Origin of the sequence: Streptomyces sp. NPDC019443 (assembly GCF_044389785.1) — a bacterium.
Taxonomy (GTDB): Bacteria; Actinomycetota; Actinomycetes; order Streptomycetales; family Streptomycetaceae; genus Streptomyces.
The window spans coordinates 20,631-34,550 of the sequence record NZ_JBIRYJ010000031.1 but is presented as its reverse complement, the minus strand read 5'-3'; the positions used below and the strand labels follow the sequence as shown (position 1 = coordinate 34,550).

Sequence of the window (13,920 nt, the reverse complement as noted above, 5' to 3'; positions counted from 1 at the left end):
GGGGCTCGCTTTCCAGCCTTTCAGCTTTCCGGCGTTTCCGACTCTATCAGATCCTTTCGGGCCTGATTCCCGGTCGAACTCGGGTTGCCTTTCCGGTCTGTTAGGCCGTTCCGACGAGTGAGACTTTAGCGGAATCCTGGCCCCCGACGCTAATCGGGGCTGCGCTCGTTCGAACGCGGATTCCTCATTTCGCAAAAGCGCACAGAAAGCCGGACGACAGGGTGTCGCTCGCTTGTAGTGGGTCTTGCGGAATGGCTGTCCGGGGACCGGCCGAAGTCGGTGCTCACGTCGGACAACTCGGAGAACACTACGGATGGCGGTATCCGCTGTCAACCTGGGGTTGGGCCCCGTAGTCTCGCACGTATGACAACGCGTATGTGCCTCCTCCAGTGGTGGGCCGCCTGACGGCGGCCGGCACCTACGCATGCACTCAACGGCCGCCGCTTCGGCGGCCGTTCACGTTTCTCCCTCCGGGAGTCCGGCCGCTGGACGCGGCGGCTCCGATCAGGAGACGGAGAGCGTGATGACGCGGATCTTCAGCGGGATCAAGCCCACGGGGCATCTGACGCTGGGCAACCACCTCGGGGCGCTGCGCAGGTGGGTCGACGTCGATCAGCACCGGTCGGACGCGCTGTTCAGCGTGGTCGATCTGCATGCGCTGACCGTGGAGCACGATCCGGCGCGGGTGCGCAGACTCAGTCGTCAGGCCGCGTCGCTGATGCTGGCAGCGGGGCTGGACCCGGAGCTGTGCACCGTATTCGTACAGAGTCATGTGGACGAGCACGCGCGGCTGTCGTATCTCCTGGAGTGCACGGCCACGGACGGCGAGCTGCGACGCATGATCCAGTACAAGGAGAAGGGCGCGCGGGCGCGGGCGGGCGGGCAGAGTGTGCGGCTGTCCCTGCTGACCTATCCGGTGCTGATGGCGGCGGACATCCTGGCCTACGGGACGGATGAGGTGCCCGTGGGCGAGGACCAGACCCAGCATGTGGAGCTGACGCGGGATCTGGCGATGCGGTTCAACCAGCGATACGGGCACACCTTCACCGTGCCGAAGGCGACGCATCCGCCGGTGGCCGCGCGGGTCATGGATCTGCAGGACCCGACCTCGAAGATGGGGAAGTCGCACGAGTCCGGGGCGGGGATCGTCTATCTGCTCGACGACGCGGATGTGGTGCGCAAGAAGATCATGCGGGCGGTCACGGACAGCGGGCGCGAGGTCGAGTACGACCGCGAGGGCAAGCCGGGCATCGCGAATCTTCTCGAAATGCTGGCGGCTTGTGAGGGTGGGAACCCAATCGACCTGGCCGGTGTATATGAGTCGTACGGGGCCTTGAAGAAGGACACGGCCGAGGCGGTGGTGGAGCTGCTGAGGCCGGTGAGGGAGCGACATGCGCAGCTGGCGGCGGATCCGGGACACGTCGATGAGGTGCTGAGGAAGGGAGCCGAGCGGGCCAGGGAGATGGCCCGGCCGAGAGTTGATGCCGCCTATAAGGCGATCGGGCTGCTGCCCGGGTAGCGGAGGACGGCTCCGTCCCAGCCGTCCAGCCGTGACCGGGGCCGTCAGCCGTTGCCCGACGCAAGCTCGCGGCTGCGGTCGCGGGCCGCTTCGATGGCGGCGATCAGGGCGGCGCGTACACCGTGGTTCTCAAGTTCGCGGATGGCGCTGATGGTGGTGCCGGCGGGGGAGGTGACGGCTTCACGGAGCTTGACGGGGTGTTCGCCGCTGTCGCGGAGCATGACGGCGGCGCCGATGGCGGCCTGGACGATCAGGTCGTGGGCCTGGGCGCGGGGCAGGCCGAGGAGGATGCCGGCGTCGGTCATGGCCTCGACGAGGAAGTAGAAGTACGCCGGACCCGAGCCGGACAGGGCGGTGGCCGCGTCCTGCTGGGACTCGGGGACGCGGAGGGTCTTGCCGACACCGCCGAAGATCTCCTCGGTGTGGGTGAGGTGCTCGGCGGTCGCGTGGCTGCCAGCCGAGATCACGGACATGCCCTCGTCGACGAGTACGGGGGTGTTGGGCATGACACGGACTACGGGGGTGCCTGCGGTCAGGCGTTCCTCGATGAAGGAGGTGGGGATGCCGGCCGCGGCGCTGATGACAAGGCGGTCCGCGGTGATGTGCGGAGCGAGTTCGTCGAGGAGCTTGCCCATGTCCTGGGGCTTGACGGCCAGGATGAGGGTGTCGGCGCGCTTGGCGGCCTCGGGGTTGGTGACAGGCTCGACGCCGTAGCGGGTGCGGAGCTCATTGGCACGGTCGGCGCGGCGGGTGGTGACCAGCAGGTCGGCGGGCCGCCAGCCGGCGCGGATCATGCCGCTGAGGAGGGCCTCGCCGATCTTGCCCGTACCGAGGACTGCGACTGTCTGGGTCATGGCTCTGTTCACCTCGCCGGTGGGGATACGTGTCGCCATCCTCGCACCGGGGGCGTGGCTGTGCCGGGGCGTCCGAGGGGCGGTACGGGCGGGGGCAGGCCCGTCCGCGCCTCGGAGGCCAGTGCCCGTCTGGTTTGGAGGGCGCTACGGGAGCGCCCTTCGGACCAGGAGAGGTTCCGGTCGCCGTAGCCGTTGCCGGAGGCGACCTGGTCCCTGGAGTTGGTGACGCGGATGACGTCGCCCGGGATGACCTGCTCGTAGAAGCGGCGGGCCGTGCCGTCGGACGCGAGGCCGATACAGCCGTGGGTGACGGGGCTGCGGCCGGCGTGCCCCCGGCCGACTGACGGTTGTGTCCAAGTCCCCTACGCGCAAGCTGCCTACGGCGGTGTTCGGCATGGGCGAGTACACGATCAACGCCAGCTGGGTGGTGGAGCTGTCGAGGCCTGGCGGCGCCATGGAGTTCGTCCTCGCGGACACCTGGGGGAAGAACTCCTCCAAGAGCATCATCGGGGCGAGCGCCACATGCCGAGTGGCTCTACGGCCAGCTCAAGGTCGGGTCACCATCACGCTGAACTAGGCGGTGCGGCGGCGTAGCGTCGCCGCGCCCAGGGCCAGGACTAGGACCCCGCAGGCCGCGACGATCAGGACGTCGCGGGTGAAGTCTCCGGTGGCGTCCGGGTAGCGCTGGACTTCGGTCATGGCGTCGACGGCGTACGACATGGGCAGGACGTTCGAGATCCCCTCGAGGACGGGCTGCATCTTCTCGCGCGCCGTGAACAGGCCGCAGAGCAGCAGCTGCGGGAAGAGCACGGCCGGCATGAACTGGACCGCCTGGAACTCAGAGGCGGCGAAGGCCGAGACGAAAAGTCCCAGTGCCGTGCCGAGCAGAGCGTCAAGGAGCGCGACGAGGAGCAGCAGCCACGGCGAGCCGATGACGTCCAGGCCCAGTGCCCACAGTGCGAGGCCGGTAGCGAGGAGGGACTGGGCGATGGCGACGAGGCCGAAGGCCAGGGCATAGCCGGCGATCAGATCGCCCTTGCCCAGGGGCATGGCGAGCAGGCGTTCCAGGGTGCCTGAAGTGCGTTCGCGCAGGGTGGCGATGGAGGCCACCAGGAACATCGTGATCAGCGGGAAGATGCCGAGGAGCGAGGCGCCGATGGAGTCGAAGGTCCGCTCACTGCCGTCGAACACGTAGCGCAGCAGGAAGAGCATCACACACGGCACGAAGACCATCAGTGCGATGGAGCGCGGGTCGTGGCGGAGCTGGTGCAGGACGCGGGCGGCGGTGGCGAGGGTGCGGGCGGCGTTCATCGGGCGTTCTCCTGAATGGCCCCGGGCTGAGGATCGGCCTGCTGCGGGGAATCGGCCTGTCGGGCGTTGGCCTCGTCGACCAGGTGGAGGAAGGCGGCTTCGACGGTCTGGGAGCGGGTGCGCAGGCGGAGGTCGTCGGGGGTGTCCTCGGCGAGGATCTTGCCCTCCCTCATCAGGAGCAGGCGGTGGCAGCGCTCCGCCTCGTCCATGACGTGCGAGGAGACGAGGATCGTCGCGCCCCGCTCGTCGGCGAGGCGGTGGAAGAGATTCCACAGATCGCGGCGCAGGACGGGGTCGAGGCCGACGGTCGGTTCGTCGAGGACGAGCAGTTCGGGTGTGCCGAGCAGGGCGACGGCGAGGGAGACGCGGCTGCGCTGGCCGCCGGAGAGCCGGCCGGCGAGGGAGTCGGCGTGCGAGACGAGGTCTACGTCGGCGATGGCACGGGTGACGTAGTCGCGGCGGGTGTCGCGGTGGCGGCGGCCGGGCTGCAGGACGGAGGCGAAGTAGTCCAGGTTCTGGCGGACCGTCAGGTCGTCGTAGACGGCTGGGTCCTGGGTGACGTAGCCGATACGGGAGCGCAGGGTGGCGTCGCCCGCGGGACTGCCGAGGATGTCGAGGGTTCCGGTGACCTTGGCCTGCGTGCCGACCACGGCGCGCATCAGGGTCGACTTGCCGCAGCCGGAGGGACCGAGGAGGCCGGTGATCCGGCCGGGCGGCACGGTGAAGTCGATGCCGCGCAGGACGGTGCGCTCGCCTCGTACGACTGTGAGGCCGCGGGCCAGGACGGCAACTCCAGACGAATTCATCATGCGATGAATAATGCCCTTGCGGCCTTGCCACGTCAAGAGAGTGGTGCAGCGTAAAGAGATGGGAGGCGCGTCAAGAGAGCGGTGCAGCGTCGAGAGATGGGGGGCGTGTCAGGGGCATCCCCCATAGCGTTGGGGGCACGGGCGGCGGACGGTGGACATATGAGCCACAACAGTGAGATCTCGAAGGCCGAGCAGCGGCGGCTGGCCGTCGCGTCGGTGACGCTCGGGCCGTGGCGCGCCGCCGCGGCGGTCGGCGGGCTGGGCGGCGGCGTCGCCCTCGCGCTCGGCACGATCGGCGACGGAATCGGCCTCGGCGTGCTGGCCGGCGCGCTGTCGGTCGCGCTGATGCTGTTCTTCATGGTCGGCGGAGCGGGCGCGGTGCTCGGCGACAAGCCGGGCACGGGGAGCCCGTCCGACCGCCGGATTCGGCGCTGGGCCGCGGCCCACCCATGGCGGGTCGCAGCCGTGCCGGGCGCGCTGATGGTCGCCGCGGATGTGGTGGTCCAGCAGGCGCTCACCGGGCAGGGGTTCCTCGGCAGCCTGTGGGAGGGCCTGTGGCGGGGCGCGCTAGTGATGGGCGTCGTCGGGCTGGTCGGGCGGTTCTCGCGCAGGCCGCGCTGAGGCCCGGGGATCAGCCGGACCGCCGCGCGCCGGCCCGTCAGGACGCGGGCGCGGTGCGGGTGCGGGTAGGGGGCGGTGCGGGTGCCGGGTGAGGGCCGGTGCGGGTGCCGGGTGAGGGCCGGTGCGGGTGCCGGGTGAGGGCCGGTGCGGGTGCCGGGTGAGGGCCGGTGCGGGTGCCGGGTGAGCGTCGGAGCGTACGAACCGGATCAGGCCGTGGCTACTTGCGCTTGGACTTGCCGCCCTTGCCCTTGCGGGCGGCGGGGTTGCCGGTACGGACGCCGCGGCGCTTCTCGTACTGGCTGCGGGCCGTCTCGTACTCCTCACGGCGCAGCTTCTCGCCCGGTGCCTCGGTGAGCGAGCGGAAGAAGTAGGCGAGGAGCGAGCCTACGAAGCCGATCGCCTTGAGACTGCGCAGCGAATCCTCGGTCGCGGAACCGGTGGAGCGGCGGGTGAAACCCTCCCAGGTCTTGCGGAAGGCGACGGCGCTGCAGATCGCGAACATCACGACGACCAGCATGTTGACGAAGCCGCCGACGTCGGCGATCGCCAGACCCTGGTAGGCGAAGCGCAGCACGAGACATCCGGCTACGGCGGCGGCGAGGGCACCGGCGGCGACGCCGGCGCGGCGCAGCCCGTAGCCCCCGTCGTGGCCGATCCAGGTCGTGCCGAAGAAACGGATGGGCTCGGGCTGCGGACCGCCGCCGACGTTCGTCCCGCCCTGCTTACTCTGCTCGCTCACGGGGTCGATTATCCCCGGACGTCACGGCCACCCCGTCAGGAGCAGCGGATCGTCACATAGCCGTCGCTACCGGTGTTCACATACGCGTCCGAGACGAACTGCCCATTGGCGATGTTGTCCCAGAGGTTGGTGGTGCCGTACGGACCCCTGATCCACTCACCCGGCTTCTGGCAGTTGATCGGCACCCGAGAGCCGACCGGCAGCACCTTGATGAGCCGGTAGTTGGTGCCTGGGCCACTGCGTACGTTCAGCGCCACTCCCGGCGCGACCGGATAGCGCTTGGCCGTGGCCTCGTCGAAACTTTCGGACTGCACTTCTTCAACAGCCATGAAACTCTCCCCCGCCGATGTGGCTTGATCTGTACGGTCTCTTCCGTACGCCGCGCAGGCTAGCAACCCACACCTGCATCACACGCATCATCGACTAGGCTCCGTGAGTCGCGCATGTGCACGAACAACACGGGGGTGGGAGATGCCACCGCTGCGCAGCACCGGGCGGTTCCCGGAAGCTGAGCATCCGGAATATGCCGGCCAGTACCGTCTTGAGGCATGCCTCGGCAACGGCGGCATGGGCGTCGTCCACCTGGCCACTTCCGCCTCCGGGCTGCGCCTCGCGGTCAAGGTCATCCATGCCGAACACGCATCGGACCCGGAGTTCAGAGCCCGTTTCCGGCAGGAGGTCGAGGCCGCCCGCAAGGTCAGCGGTGCCTTCACCGCGCCCGTCGTCGACGCCGACCCGGAGGCGGAACGGCCCTGGATGGCCACGCTGTTCATCGAGGGCCCGACGCTCGCCGAGCGGGTGAAGCGGAACGGGCCGCTGGGCTCGGAGGAACTGCGCAAGGCGGGCGCGGGTCTCGCCGAGGCGCTGCGTGACATCCATCGCGCAGGCGTGGTGCACCGCGATCTCAAGCCGAGCAATGTACTGCTCGCTCCCGACGGGCCGAAGGTCATCGACTTCGGCATCTCCCGTCCCGCGGACAGCGATCTGCGTACGGAGACGGGCAAGCTGATCGGTACGCCGCCGTTCATGGCGCCCGAGCAGTTCCAGCGTCCGCGCGAGGTCGGCCCCGCCGCCGATGTGTTCGCGATGGGGGCCGTGCTGGTGCACGCCGCGACCGGGCGCGGGCCTTTCGACTCGGACAGTCCGTACATCGTGGCGTACCAAGTGGTGCACAACGAACCGGACTTGGCGGGTGTGCCGGCGGATCTCGTGCCGCTGTTCCGGCGCTGTCTGGCGAAGGACCCGGCGGAACGGCCGACGCCGTACGAGTTGATGGTCGCGCTGCGCGGGTCCTCGCCCTCCTCGTCGTACGACACTCAGGCCTACATACCGGCCCAGCGCACCCCGGACCCGCGCGAGAGCGCGCCCCTGGTGCCCGCTGCGGGACGCCGCCCCCTGACCCGGCGGAGGATCCGCTGGGCGTGCGCGGCGCTGGCGGTGCTGGTCACGGCGGGGATCGTGGTCGTGCGTACCGTGGGCGACGGCAACACCGCGGCTCCCGCACCCGCGGTGCCCAGCGCCGAGCAGACCTTCCGCCCCTGGAGCGTGCCCCTGCGCGGCGGGGACGACGAGAACAGGACGCCGGTCTGCGCGTCGGCCGGTTCCGGGCTCTACTGCACGGCGCCCGGCATCAAGGCGGCCCGCCTCAACCCCGCCGACGGCAAGACCCTCTGGTCGGCGGAGGCGGGCGACAGCACGGCGCAGAGCGACGAGGGCATGGCGCCCGTAGTCGCCGGAGGGCTGCTGCAGGTGGTCACACCCGGCGGGGACCGGCTCGAGGCGCTCGACCCGGAGTCCGGCGCGGTGCGCTGGGACATGGACATCTCCCGGTACTCCACGGTCCGGCCCGCCGGTGACGTGGCGCTGCTGGTGACGGACGCCGGGCTGGTGCGGGCCGTCGACGCCGCGACGGGCGAGGAACGCTGGACCCGGCAGCGCGGCGGAAGGGGCAGCCAGTGGGTCGCGTCCGCGGGCGGCGACGGACCCGCGCTCGCCGTCACACCCTCCGGTGACGGTACGTCGACGCTGGTCAGCGCGGTCGACCTGGCCGACGGCGACCTGCTCTGGGAGAAGCGGGTCAAGGGAACGCTGAGCCCGGCGCGGTCGGCGGGCGGCTTCCTGTATCTGCTCTCCGCCAACACCGACGGCTTCACGGACGCTGTCGTACGACTCGGCACCGCGAGCAAGCCGCCCGCGGTACGCCGTATCCCGCTGCCCACGCCCGTCGACCAGGCGCAGGCGACCGTGGCCGGGGACACCGTCTACCTGAGCGGATCGGGCGGCTCGCTCCTCGCCCTCGACACCGGCGGGACGAAGCCCGCCCAGCTGTGGCGGCTGGAGACCTCCGTCACCCATCTCTCACGCCCCGCCGCCGACGCCCGCGCGGTGTATGTGACGGCCGGAGACGGGCGGCTGCTGGCCGTGGACGCCGTACGCGGTGTGCTCATCGGCCAGACCGAACCCCGTATGGACGACGGGCGTTACACCTTCGCGTCGGTGCTGCCCGCACCCGTCGCCGCCGGTGACAAGGTCTTCGGCACGGCCCCGGACGGCTCCGCCTTCGCGCTGGACGCCCGGGACCCCGCCAAGTGGTGAGCCTGCAGCACGACCGGCTGTACGACCTGCTGTACGACCCGCTGTACGACCGGGATCAGCCCAGCCGGGACACGTCCCGGACCGCGCCCTTGTCGGCGCTCGTCGCCATGGCCGCGTACGCGCGCAGCGCCGCCGAGACCTTCCGTTCGCGGTCCTTCGGCGCGTAGACGCCGCCCAGCGCCTCGCGACGGGTCGCCAACTCCGCCTCGGGGACGAGGAGTTCCATCGACCGGTTCGGGATGTCGATACGGATGCGGTCGCCGTCCTCGACGAGCGCGATGGTTCCACCGCTCGCCGCCTCCGGCGAGGCGTGCCCGATCGACAGGCCCGATGTGCCGCCGGAGAAGCGGCCGTCAGTCACCAGCGCGCAGGCCTTGCCGAGCCCGCGACCCTTCAGGAACGACGTCGGGTAGAGCATCTCCTGCATGCCGGGGCCGCCACGCGGGCCCTCGTAGCGGATGACGACGACGTCGCCCTCCTTGATCTCCTTGCGGAGGATCTTGTCGACGGCCTCGTCCTGCGACTCGCAGACGACGGCAGGTCCCTCGAAGGTCCAGATCGACTCGTCCACGCCGGCGGTCTTCACGACAGCGCCGTCGACGGCGAGGTTGCCCTTGAGCACGGCGAGTCCGCCGTCCTTGGAGTACGCGTGCTCGACGGACCGGATGCAGCCGTTCTCGGCGTCGACGTCGAGGGAATCCCAGCGCTCGGACTGGGAGAAGGCAGTCGCGGAGCGGACGCAGCCGGGGGCCGCGTGCCACAGCTCGACGGCCTCGGCGGACGGGGAGCCGCCGCGCACGTCCCAGGTCTTGAGCCAGTCGGCAAGGGACGCGGAGTGGACGGTGTGGACGTCCTCGTTGAGGAGCCCGCCGCGGTAGAGCTCGCCCAGGATCGCCGGGATGCCGCCCGCGCGGTGCACGTCCTCCATGTAGTACGTGCCGCCGGGGGCGACGTTCGGCGCGACCTTGGCGAGACACGGGACGCGGCGCGAGACGGCGTCGATGTCGGTCAGGTCGTAGTCGAGCTCGGCCTCCTGGGCGGCGGCGAGCAGATGCAGGATCGTGTTGGTGGAGCCGCCCATGGCGATGTCGAGCGCCATGGCGTTCTCGAAGGCCTCGCGGGTGGCGATGTTGCGCGGCAGGACGGACTCGTCGCCCTGCTCGTAGTAGCGCTTGGTGATCTCGACGATCGTGCGGCCGGCGTTCTCGTAGAGCGCCTTGCGGGCGGTGTGGGTGGCGAGCACCGAGCCGTTGCCGGGGAGGGCCAGGCCGATGGCCTCGGCGAGGCAGTTCATCGAGTTGGCGGTGAACATGCCGGAACAGGACCCGCAGGTGGGACAGGCGTTCTCCTCGATACGGAGGACGTCCTCGTCCGACACGTTCTCGTCGACCGCGTCCACGATGGCGTTGATCAGGTCGAGCTTGCGGACCGTGCCGTCCACGAGGGTCGCCTGGCCGGCCTCCATCGGGCCGCCGGAGACGAAGATCACCGGGATGTTGAGGCGCAGCGCGGCCATCAGCATGCCGGGGGTGATCTTGTCGCAGTTGGAGATGCAGATCAGGGCGTCCGCGCAGTGCGCCTCGACCATGTACTCGACGCTGTCCGCGATCAGGTCGCGGGACGGCAGGGAGTAGAGCATGCCGGCATGGCCCATCGCGATGCCGTCGTCGACGGCGATCGTGTTGAACTCACGGGGCACGGCGCCCGCGGCCAGGATCGCGTCGGAGACGATCCGGCCGACCGGGGCGAGGTGCGTGTGCCCGGGCACGAACTCGGTGAAGGAGTTGGCGACCGCGACGATCGGCTTGCCGATGTCTGCGCCCGCTACGCCCGACGCCCGCATAAGGGCGCGGGCGCCCGCCATATTGCGGCCGTGGGTGACAGTGCGGGACCTCAGCTCGGGCATCGTCGCTCGCTCCTTCAGACGGGTGGGACTCCCATCGAGCCTACGCCGCGACTCCAAGATCTGGACAGTCTGTCCGTTATACGGGACGCGGGGCTCACGCTTCGGTCAGCTGCCGTTCAGGCCTCGGTCAGATACCGCTGCAGCGTGGGGGCCACCATCACGATGATCTCCTCCGGGTCCGCCGAGGCCAGCGGCTCCACCCTGATCACATAGCGCAGAATCGCGATGCCGATCATGTGCGAGGCGGCCAGCTCCGCGCGGAATTTCGGGTCCGGTACGTCGAGATCGCCCGCGATCCGCTCGAGCAGCCGCCGCAGCACGAAGCTGCGCAGTACCTTCGCCGCCGCCTCGTGGGTGAGCGCGGAACGGATGATCGCCAGCAGCGGGGCCCGGGTCGCCGGGTTTTCCCACACCCCGATGAAGTAGCGGGCGAGCCGCTCGCCGATGCCCTCCGCGCCCTGCCCCAGGATCTCCGGGATGACCAGCGCCGGCTCGAAGGAGACCTCGATGGCGGCGGCGAAGACCTCGTCCTTCGTACCGAAGTAGTGGTGGACGAGTGCGGGGTCGACGTCCGCCGCCTTGGCGATGCCACGGACGGTCGTCTTGTCGTAGCCGCGCTCTGCGAATTCCGTACGGGCCGCTTCCAGGATCCGCTCGCGGGCGCCGGGGCCCTCGCCCGCTCCCGTACGGGCCGGACGGCCGCGCCGCCGCCGAGCCGCCGCGCCGGTCATGAGCCGCGCACCCCGGAAGATGCGGCCGACGCCAGATGCAGCCGGGTGAAGGCGAGCGCCTCGGCGAGGTCGGCCTCGCGTTCGGCGGCGGACATCGCGCGCCGGGTGTTGACCTCGATGACGACATGGCCGTCGAAGCCGGTACGGGCCAGCCGCTCGAGCAGCTCGGCGCACGGCTGGTTGCCGCGCCCCGGGACCAGGTGCTCGTCCTTCGCGGACCCCTTGCCGTCGGCGAGGTGTACATGGCCGAGCCGGTCGCCCATCCGGTCGATCATGGCCATCGTGTCGGTACGGGACGTCGCGGTGTGCGAGAGGTCGATCGTGAAATGCCGGTAGTCCTCCTTGGTGACGTCCCAGTCGGGGGCGTACGCGAGCATCTCGCGGTCCCGGTAGCGCCACGGGTACATGTTCTCGACGGCGAACCGGACATCCGTCTCGTGCGCCATCCGCCATATCCCGGTGACGAAGTCCCGGGCGTACTGCCGCTGCCAGCGGAACGGCGGGTGCACGACGACCGTCGAGGCGCCCAGCTTCTCGGCCGCCGTCTGCGCCCGCTGGAGCTTCACCCAGGGGTCGGTGGACCAGACCCGCTGGGTGATCAGCAGACAGGGCGCGTGCACGGCGTGGATCGGCACCTGGTGGTAGTCGGACAGACGGCGCAGGGCCTCGATGTCCTGGCTGACGGGATCGGTCCAGACCATGACCTCGACGCCGTCGTAGCCCAGGCGCGCGGCAATCTCGAAGGCCGTCGCCGTCGACTCCGGATAGACGGAAGCCGTTGACAGGACAACCTTCGCATCCGGGATACGCACCACTGGTTCTGCCACGGGAGACAGGGTACGGGCCGCCGCTAGGAGGCCGGGAGATGGTCCAGGCGCCGCAGAATGACGCCCTCGCGCAGCGCCCAGGGACAGATTTCGAGCGCCGGCGCCCCGAACAGGTCCATCGCACCCTCCGCGACCAGCGCTCCTGCCAGCAGCTGACGGGCCCGGCCCTCGGAGACACCGGGGAGGGTGCCGCGCTGCTCGACCGTCATGGCGGCGAGCTTCGGCATCCACTCCTCCAGTGACTTACGACTCAGTTCACGCTGCACGTAAAGGCCATCGGCGGAGCGCGCGGCACCCGCGATACGGGCCAGCTGCCTGAAGGTCTTGGACGTCGCCACTATGTGGTCCGGCTTCCCGAACCGGCTGAACTCGCCGACCGAACGGGCGATCTCGGCCCGAATACGGCGGCGCAGCTCCTTCACGTCCTTCGGGTCGGGCGGGTCGCCGGGCAGCAGGGCCGTCAGCCGGCCCGCGCCGAGCGGCAGCGACACCGCCACGTACGGGTCCTCGTCGATCCCGTACGCGATCTCCAGTGAGCCGCCGCCGATGTCCAGGACCAGCAGCTTTCCGGCCGACCAGCCGAACCAGCGGCGGGCCGCGAGGAAGGTCAGCCGGGCCTCCTCCTCGCCGGTCAGCACCTGCAGATCAACCCCGGTCTCGGCCTTGACCCGGGCCAGCACCCCGTCGGCGTTGCTGGCCTCCCGAACCGCGGAGGTCGCGAAGGGCAGCACCTGCTCGCAGCCCTGGTCCTCTGCGGCCTGCACCGCGTCGCCGACCACCTCGATCAGCCGGGCGACGCCGTCGGGTCCGATCGCCCCGTCCCCGTCGAGGAGTTCGGCGAGTCGCAACTCCGCCTTGTGCGAGTGGGCGGGCAGCGGGCGGGCGCCCGGGTGGGCGTCCACCACCAGCAGATGCACTGTGTTCGAACCGACGTCGAGGACTCCGAGTCTCATGAACCGAACGCTACTGCTGTCACGCGCTTACGCTTGCCCTGTGCCAAAGACGAAAAAGGCGAAGCAGGGCAAAGCCACGCCCCCGAAGCAGATCAAGCCCTCCAAGCACGACGAGAAGGGCCTGGACTTCGCGCGAGCGTGGGTCGAGTTCCCGGACCCCGGCGACGACGAACAGGTCTTCCGCTGCGATCTGACCTGGCTGACCTCGCGCTGGACCTGCATCTTCGGAAGCGGCTGCCAGGGCATCCAGGCGGGCCGCGCGGATGACGGGTGCTGCACGCTGGGCGCGCACTTCTCCGACGAGGACGACGAGAAGCGGGTCGCGGAGAATGTCGCGCGGCTGACGCCGGAGCTGTGGCAGTACCACGACGTGGGTACGGAGACGGGCTGGGTCCAGACCGACGACGACGGGGAACGCCAGACACGCCGCTGGGAGGGGTCCTGCATCTTCCAGAACCGCCCGGGATTCGAGGGCGGGGCGGGCTGCTCGCTGCACATCCTGGCGCTGCGGGAGGGCAAGGAGCCGCTGGAGACGAAGCCGGACGTGTGCTGGCAGCTGCCGGTGCGGCGTACGTACGACTGGATCGAGCGCCCCGACGACACGAAGGTGCTGCAGGTCTCGATCGGGGAGTACGACCGCCGAGGCTGGGGCCCCGGCGGCCACGACCTGCACTGGTGGTGCACGTCGGCGACGTCGGCGCACGGGGCGGGGGAGCCGGTGTATGTGACGTACCGCCCGGAGCTGACGGAGCTGATGGGCAAGGAGGCGTACGACGTCCTGGCGGAACTGTGCGAGGCCCGCCTGTCGTCGCAGCTCCCTTTGGTGGCCCCACACCCGGCGGACCCGAAGTAGCACGTACGGGGGGTGCGGGGTCCGCGGGTCCGCGGTGCGGGCTGCGGGTGTGGCGCGGGTCGCGGGGTGCCCGGTGCCGCGGGGCGGGGGTCCGCGGTGCGGGGGTCCGCGGTGCGGGTCGTGGGGTTGTCCGGTGCCGCGGGGGTGCGTTGTGTGGGTCGTGGGGTTGTCCGGTGTCGTGGGGTGCGGGTTCCGGTGCCCC

14 protein-coding genes are annotated in these 13,920 nt (G+C 70.3%); 5 read left to right on the top strand and 9 right to left on the bottom strand.

The annotated features are described in order from the left end of the window. The first annotated feature begins 523 nt into the window (after nucleotides 1–523). Nucleotides 524–1,519 (top strand): tryptophan--tRNA ligase, encoded by a 996-nt coding sequence (gene trpS, locus ACH492_RS39010; protein WP_398994046.1) that lies wholly within the window; start codon nucleotides 524–526, stop codon nucleotides 1,517–1,519. Between the two features lie 44 nt (nucleotides 1,520–1,563). Here trpS and proC read toward each other — a convergent pair whose 3' ends face one another. Then, the gene (proC, locus tag ACH492_RS39005; protein ID WP_307661850.1) at nucleotides 1,564–2,373 is read right to left on the bottom strand and encodes a pyrroline-5-carboxylate reductase; all 810 of its coding nucleotides are present in this window, start codon (nucleotides 2,371–2,373) and stop codon (nucleotides 1,564–1,566) included. 349 nt (nucleotides 2,374–2,722) lie between these two features. Between proC and ACH492_RS39000 the strand changes: the two genes are divergently transcribed. Beyond that, on the top strand, nucleotides 2,723–2,950 hold the full coding sequence (locus ACH492_RS39000; RefSeq protein WP_398994044.1) for a hypothetical protein: 228 nt from the start codon (nucleotides 2,723–2,725) through the stop codon (nucleotides 2,948–2,950). On the opposite strand, the gene ACH492_RS38995 is transcribed toward ACH492_RS39000, so the two are convergent. Together ACH492_RS38995 and ACH492_RS38990 are read right to left on the bottom strand one after the other, a co-directional pair. Continuing rightward, a complete protein-coding gene (locus tag ACH492_RS38995; protein ID WP_398994042.1) occupies nucleotides 2,947–3,684 on the bottom strand; it encodes an ABC transporter permease in 738 nt (245 codons plus the stop codon). The two genes, ACH492_RS39000 and ACH492_RS38995, sit on opposite strands and share 4 nt — an antisense overlap. After that, nucleotides 3,681–4,493, bottom strand: coding sequence for an ABC transporter ATP-binding protein (locus ACH492_RS38990; RefSeq protein ID WP_398994040.1), 813 nt, complete (start codon nucleotides 4,491–4,493; stop codon nucleotides 3,681–3,683). The genes ACH492_RS38995 and ACH492_RS38990 overlap by 4 nt, the downstream gene beginning before the upstream one ends. Nucleotides 4,494–4,652: 159 nt before the next feature. Here ACH492_RS38990 and ACH492_RS38985 point away from each other — a divergent pair, with 159 nt between their 5' ends. Beyond that, a complete protein-coding gene (locus ACH492_RS38985) occupies nucleotides 4,653–5,114 on the top strand; it encodes a hypothetical protein (protein ID WP_398994039.1) in 462 nt (153 codons plus the stop codon). Nucleotides 5,115–5,331: 217 nt separating this feature from the next. On the opposite strand, the gene ACH492_RS38980 is transcribed toward ACH492_RS38985, so the two are convergent. Further along, nucleotides 5,332–5,853, bottom strand: coding sequence for a hypothetical protein (locus tag ACH492_RS38980; RefSeq protein WP_398994037.1), 522 nt, complete (start codon nucleotides 5,851–5,853; stop codon nucleotides 5,332–5,334). 35 nt (nucleotides 5,854–5,888) lie between these two features. Then, nucleotides 5,889–6,182, bottom strand: a complete 294-nt coding sequence (locus ACH492_RS38975; RefSeq protein ID WP_398994035.1) for a peptidase — start codon at nucleotides 6,180–6,182, stop codon at nucleotides 5,889–5,891. A 142-nt stretch (nucleotides 6,183–6,324) separates the two neighbouring features. Between ACH492_RS38975 and ACH492_RS38970 the strand changes: the two genes are divergently transcribed. Continuing rightward, nucleotides 6,325–8,448 carry a PQQ-binding-like beta-propeller repeat protein gene (locus ACH492_RS38970; RefSeq protein ID WP_398994033.1) on the top strand — a complete coding sequence of 708 codons (2,124 nt, stop codon included), beginning with the start codon at nucleotides 6,325–6,327 and terminating at the stop codon, nucleotides 8,446–8,448. Nucleotides 8,449–8,503: 55 nt separating this feature from the next. On the opposite strand, the gene ilvD is transcribed toward ACH492_RS38970, so the two are convergent. The 4 genes from ilvD to ACH492_RS38950 all read right to left on the bottom strand — a co-directional run bounded on the left by ilvD (nucleotide 8,504) and on the right by ACH492_RS38950 (nucleotide 12,865). Further along, entirely contained in the window at nucleotides 8,504–10,354 is a 1,851-nt protein-coding gene (gene ilvD, locus ACH492_RS38965) for a dihydroxy-acid dehydratase (RefSeq protein ID WP_398994031.1), read from the bottom strand. Nucleotides 10,355–10,470: 116 nt separating this feature from the next. After that, nucleotides 10,471–11,085, bottom strand: coding sequence for a TetR family transcriptional regulator (locus ACH492_RS38960; RefSeq protein ID WP_398994029.1), 615 nt, complete (start codon nucleotides 11,083–11,085; stop codon nucleotides 10,471–10,473). Further along, a complete protein-coding gene (locus tag ACH492_RS38955) occupies nucleotides 11,082–11,912 on the bottom strand; it encodes a sugar phosphate isomerase/epimerase family protein (RefSeq protein ID WP_398994027.1) in 831 nt (276 codons plus the stop codon). The genes ACH492_RS38960 and ACH492_RS38955 overlap by 4 nt, the downstream gene beginning before the upstream one ends. Nucleotides 11,913–11,935: 23 nt before the next feature. Continuing rightward, nucleotides 11,936–12,865: a Ppx/GppA family phosphatase gene (locus tag ACH492_RS38950; RefSeq protein WP_398994025.1), complete on the bottom strand. Its 930-nt coding sequence runs from the start codon at nucleotides 12,863–12,865 to the stop codon at nucleotides 11,936–11,938. A gap of 40 nt (nucleotides 12,866–12,905) precedes the next feature. Here ACH492_RS38950 and ACH492_RS38945 point away from each other — a divergent pair, with 40 nt between their 5' ends. Further along, nucleotides 12,906–13,718: a hypothetical protein gene (locus ACH492_RS38945; protein WP_398994023.1), complete on the top strand. Its 813-nt coding sequence runs from the start codon at nucleotides 12,906–12,908 to the stop codon at nucleotides 13,716–13,718. Nucleotides 13,719–13,920: the final 202 nt, after the last annotated feature.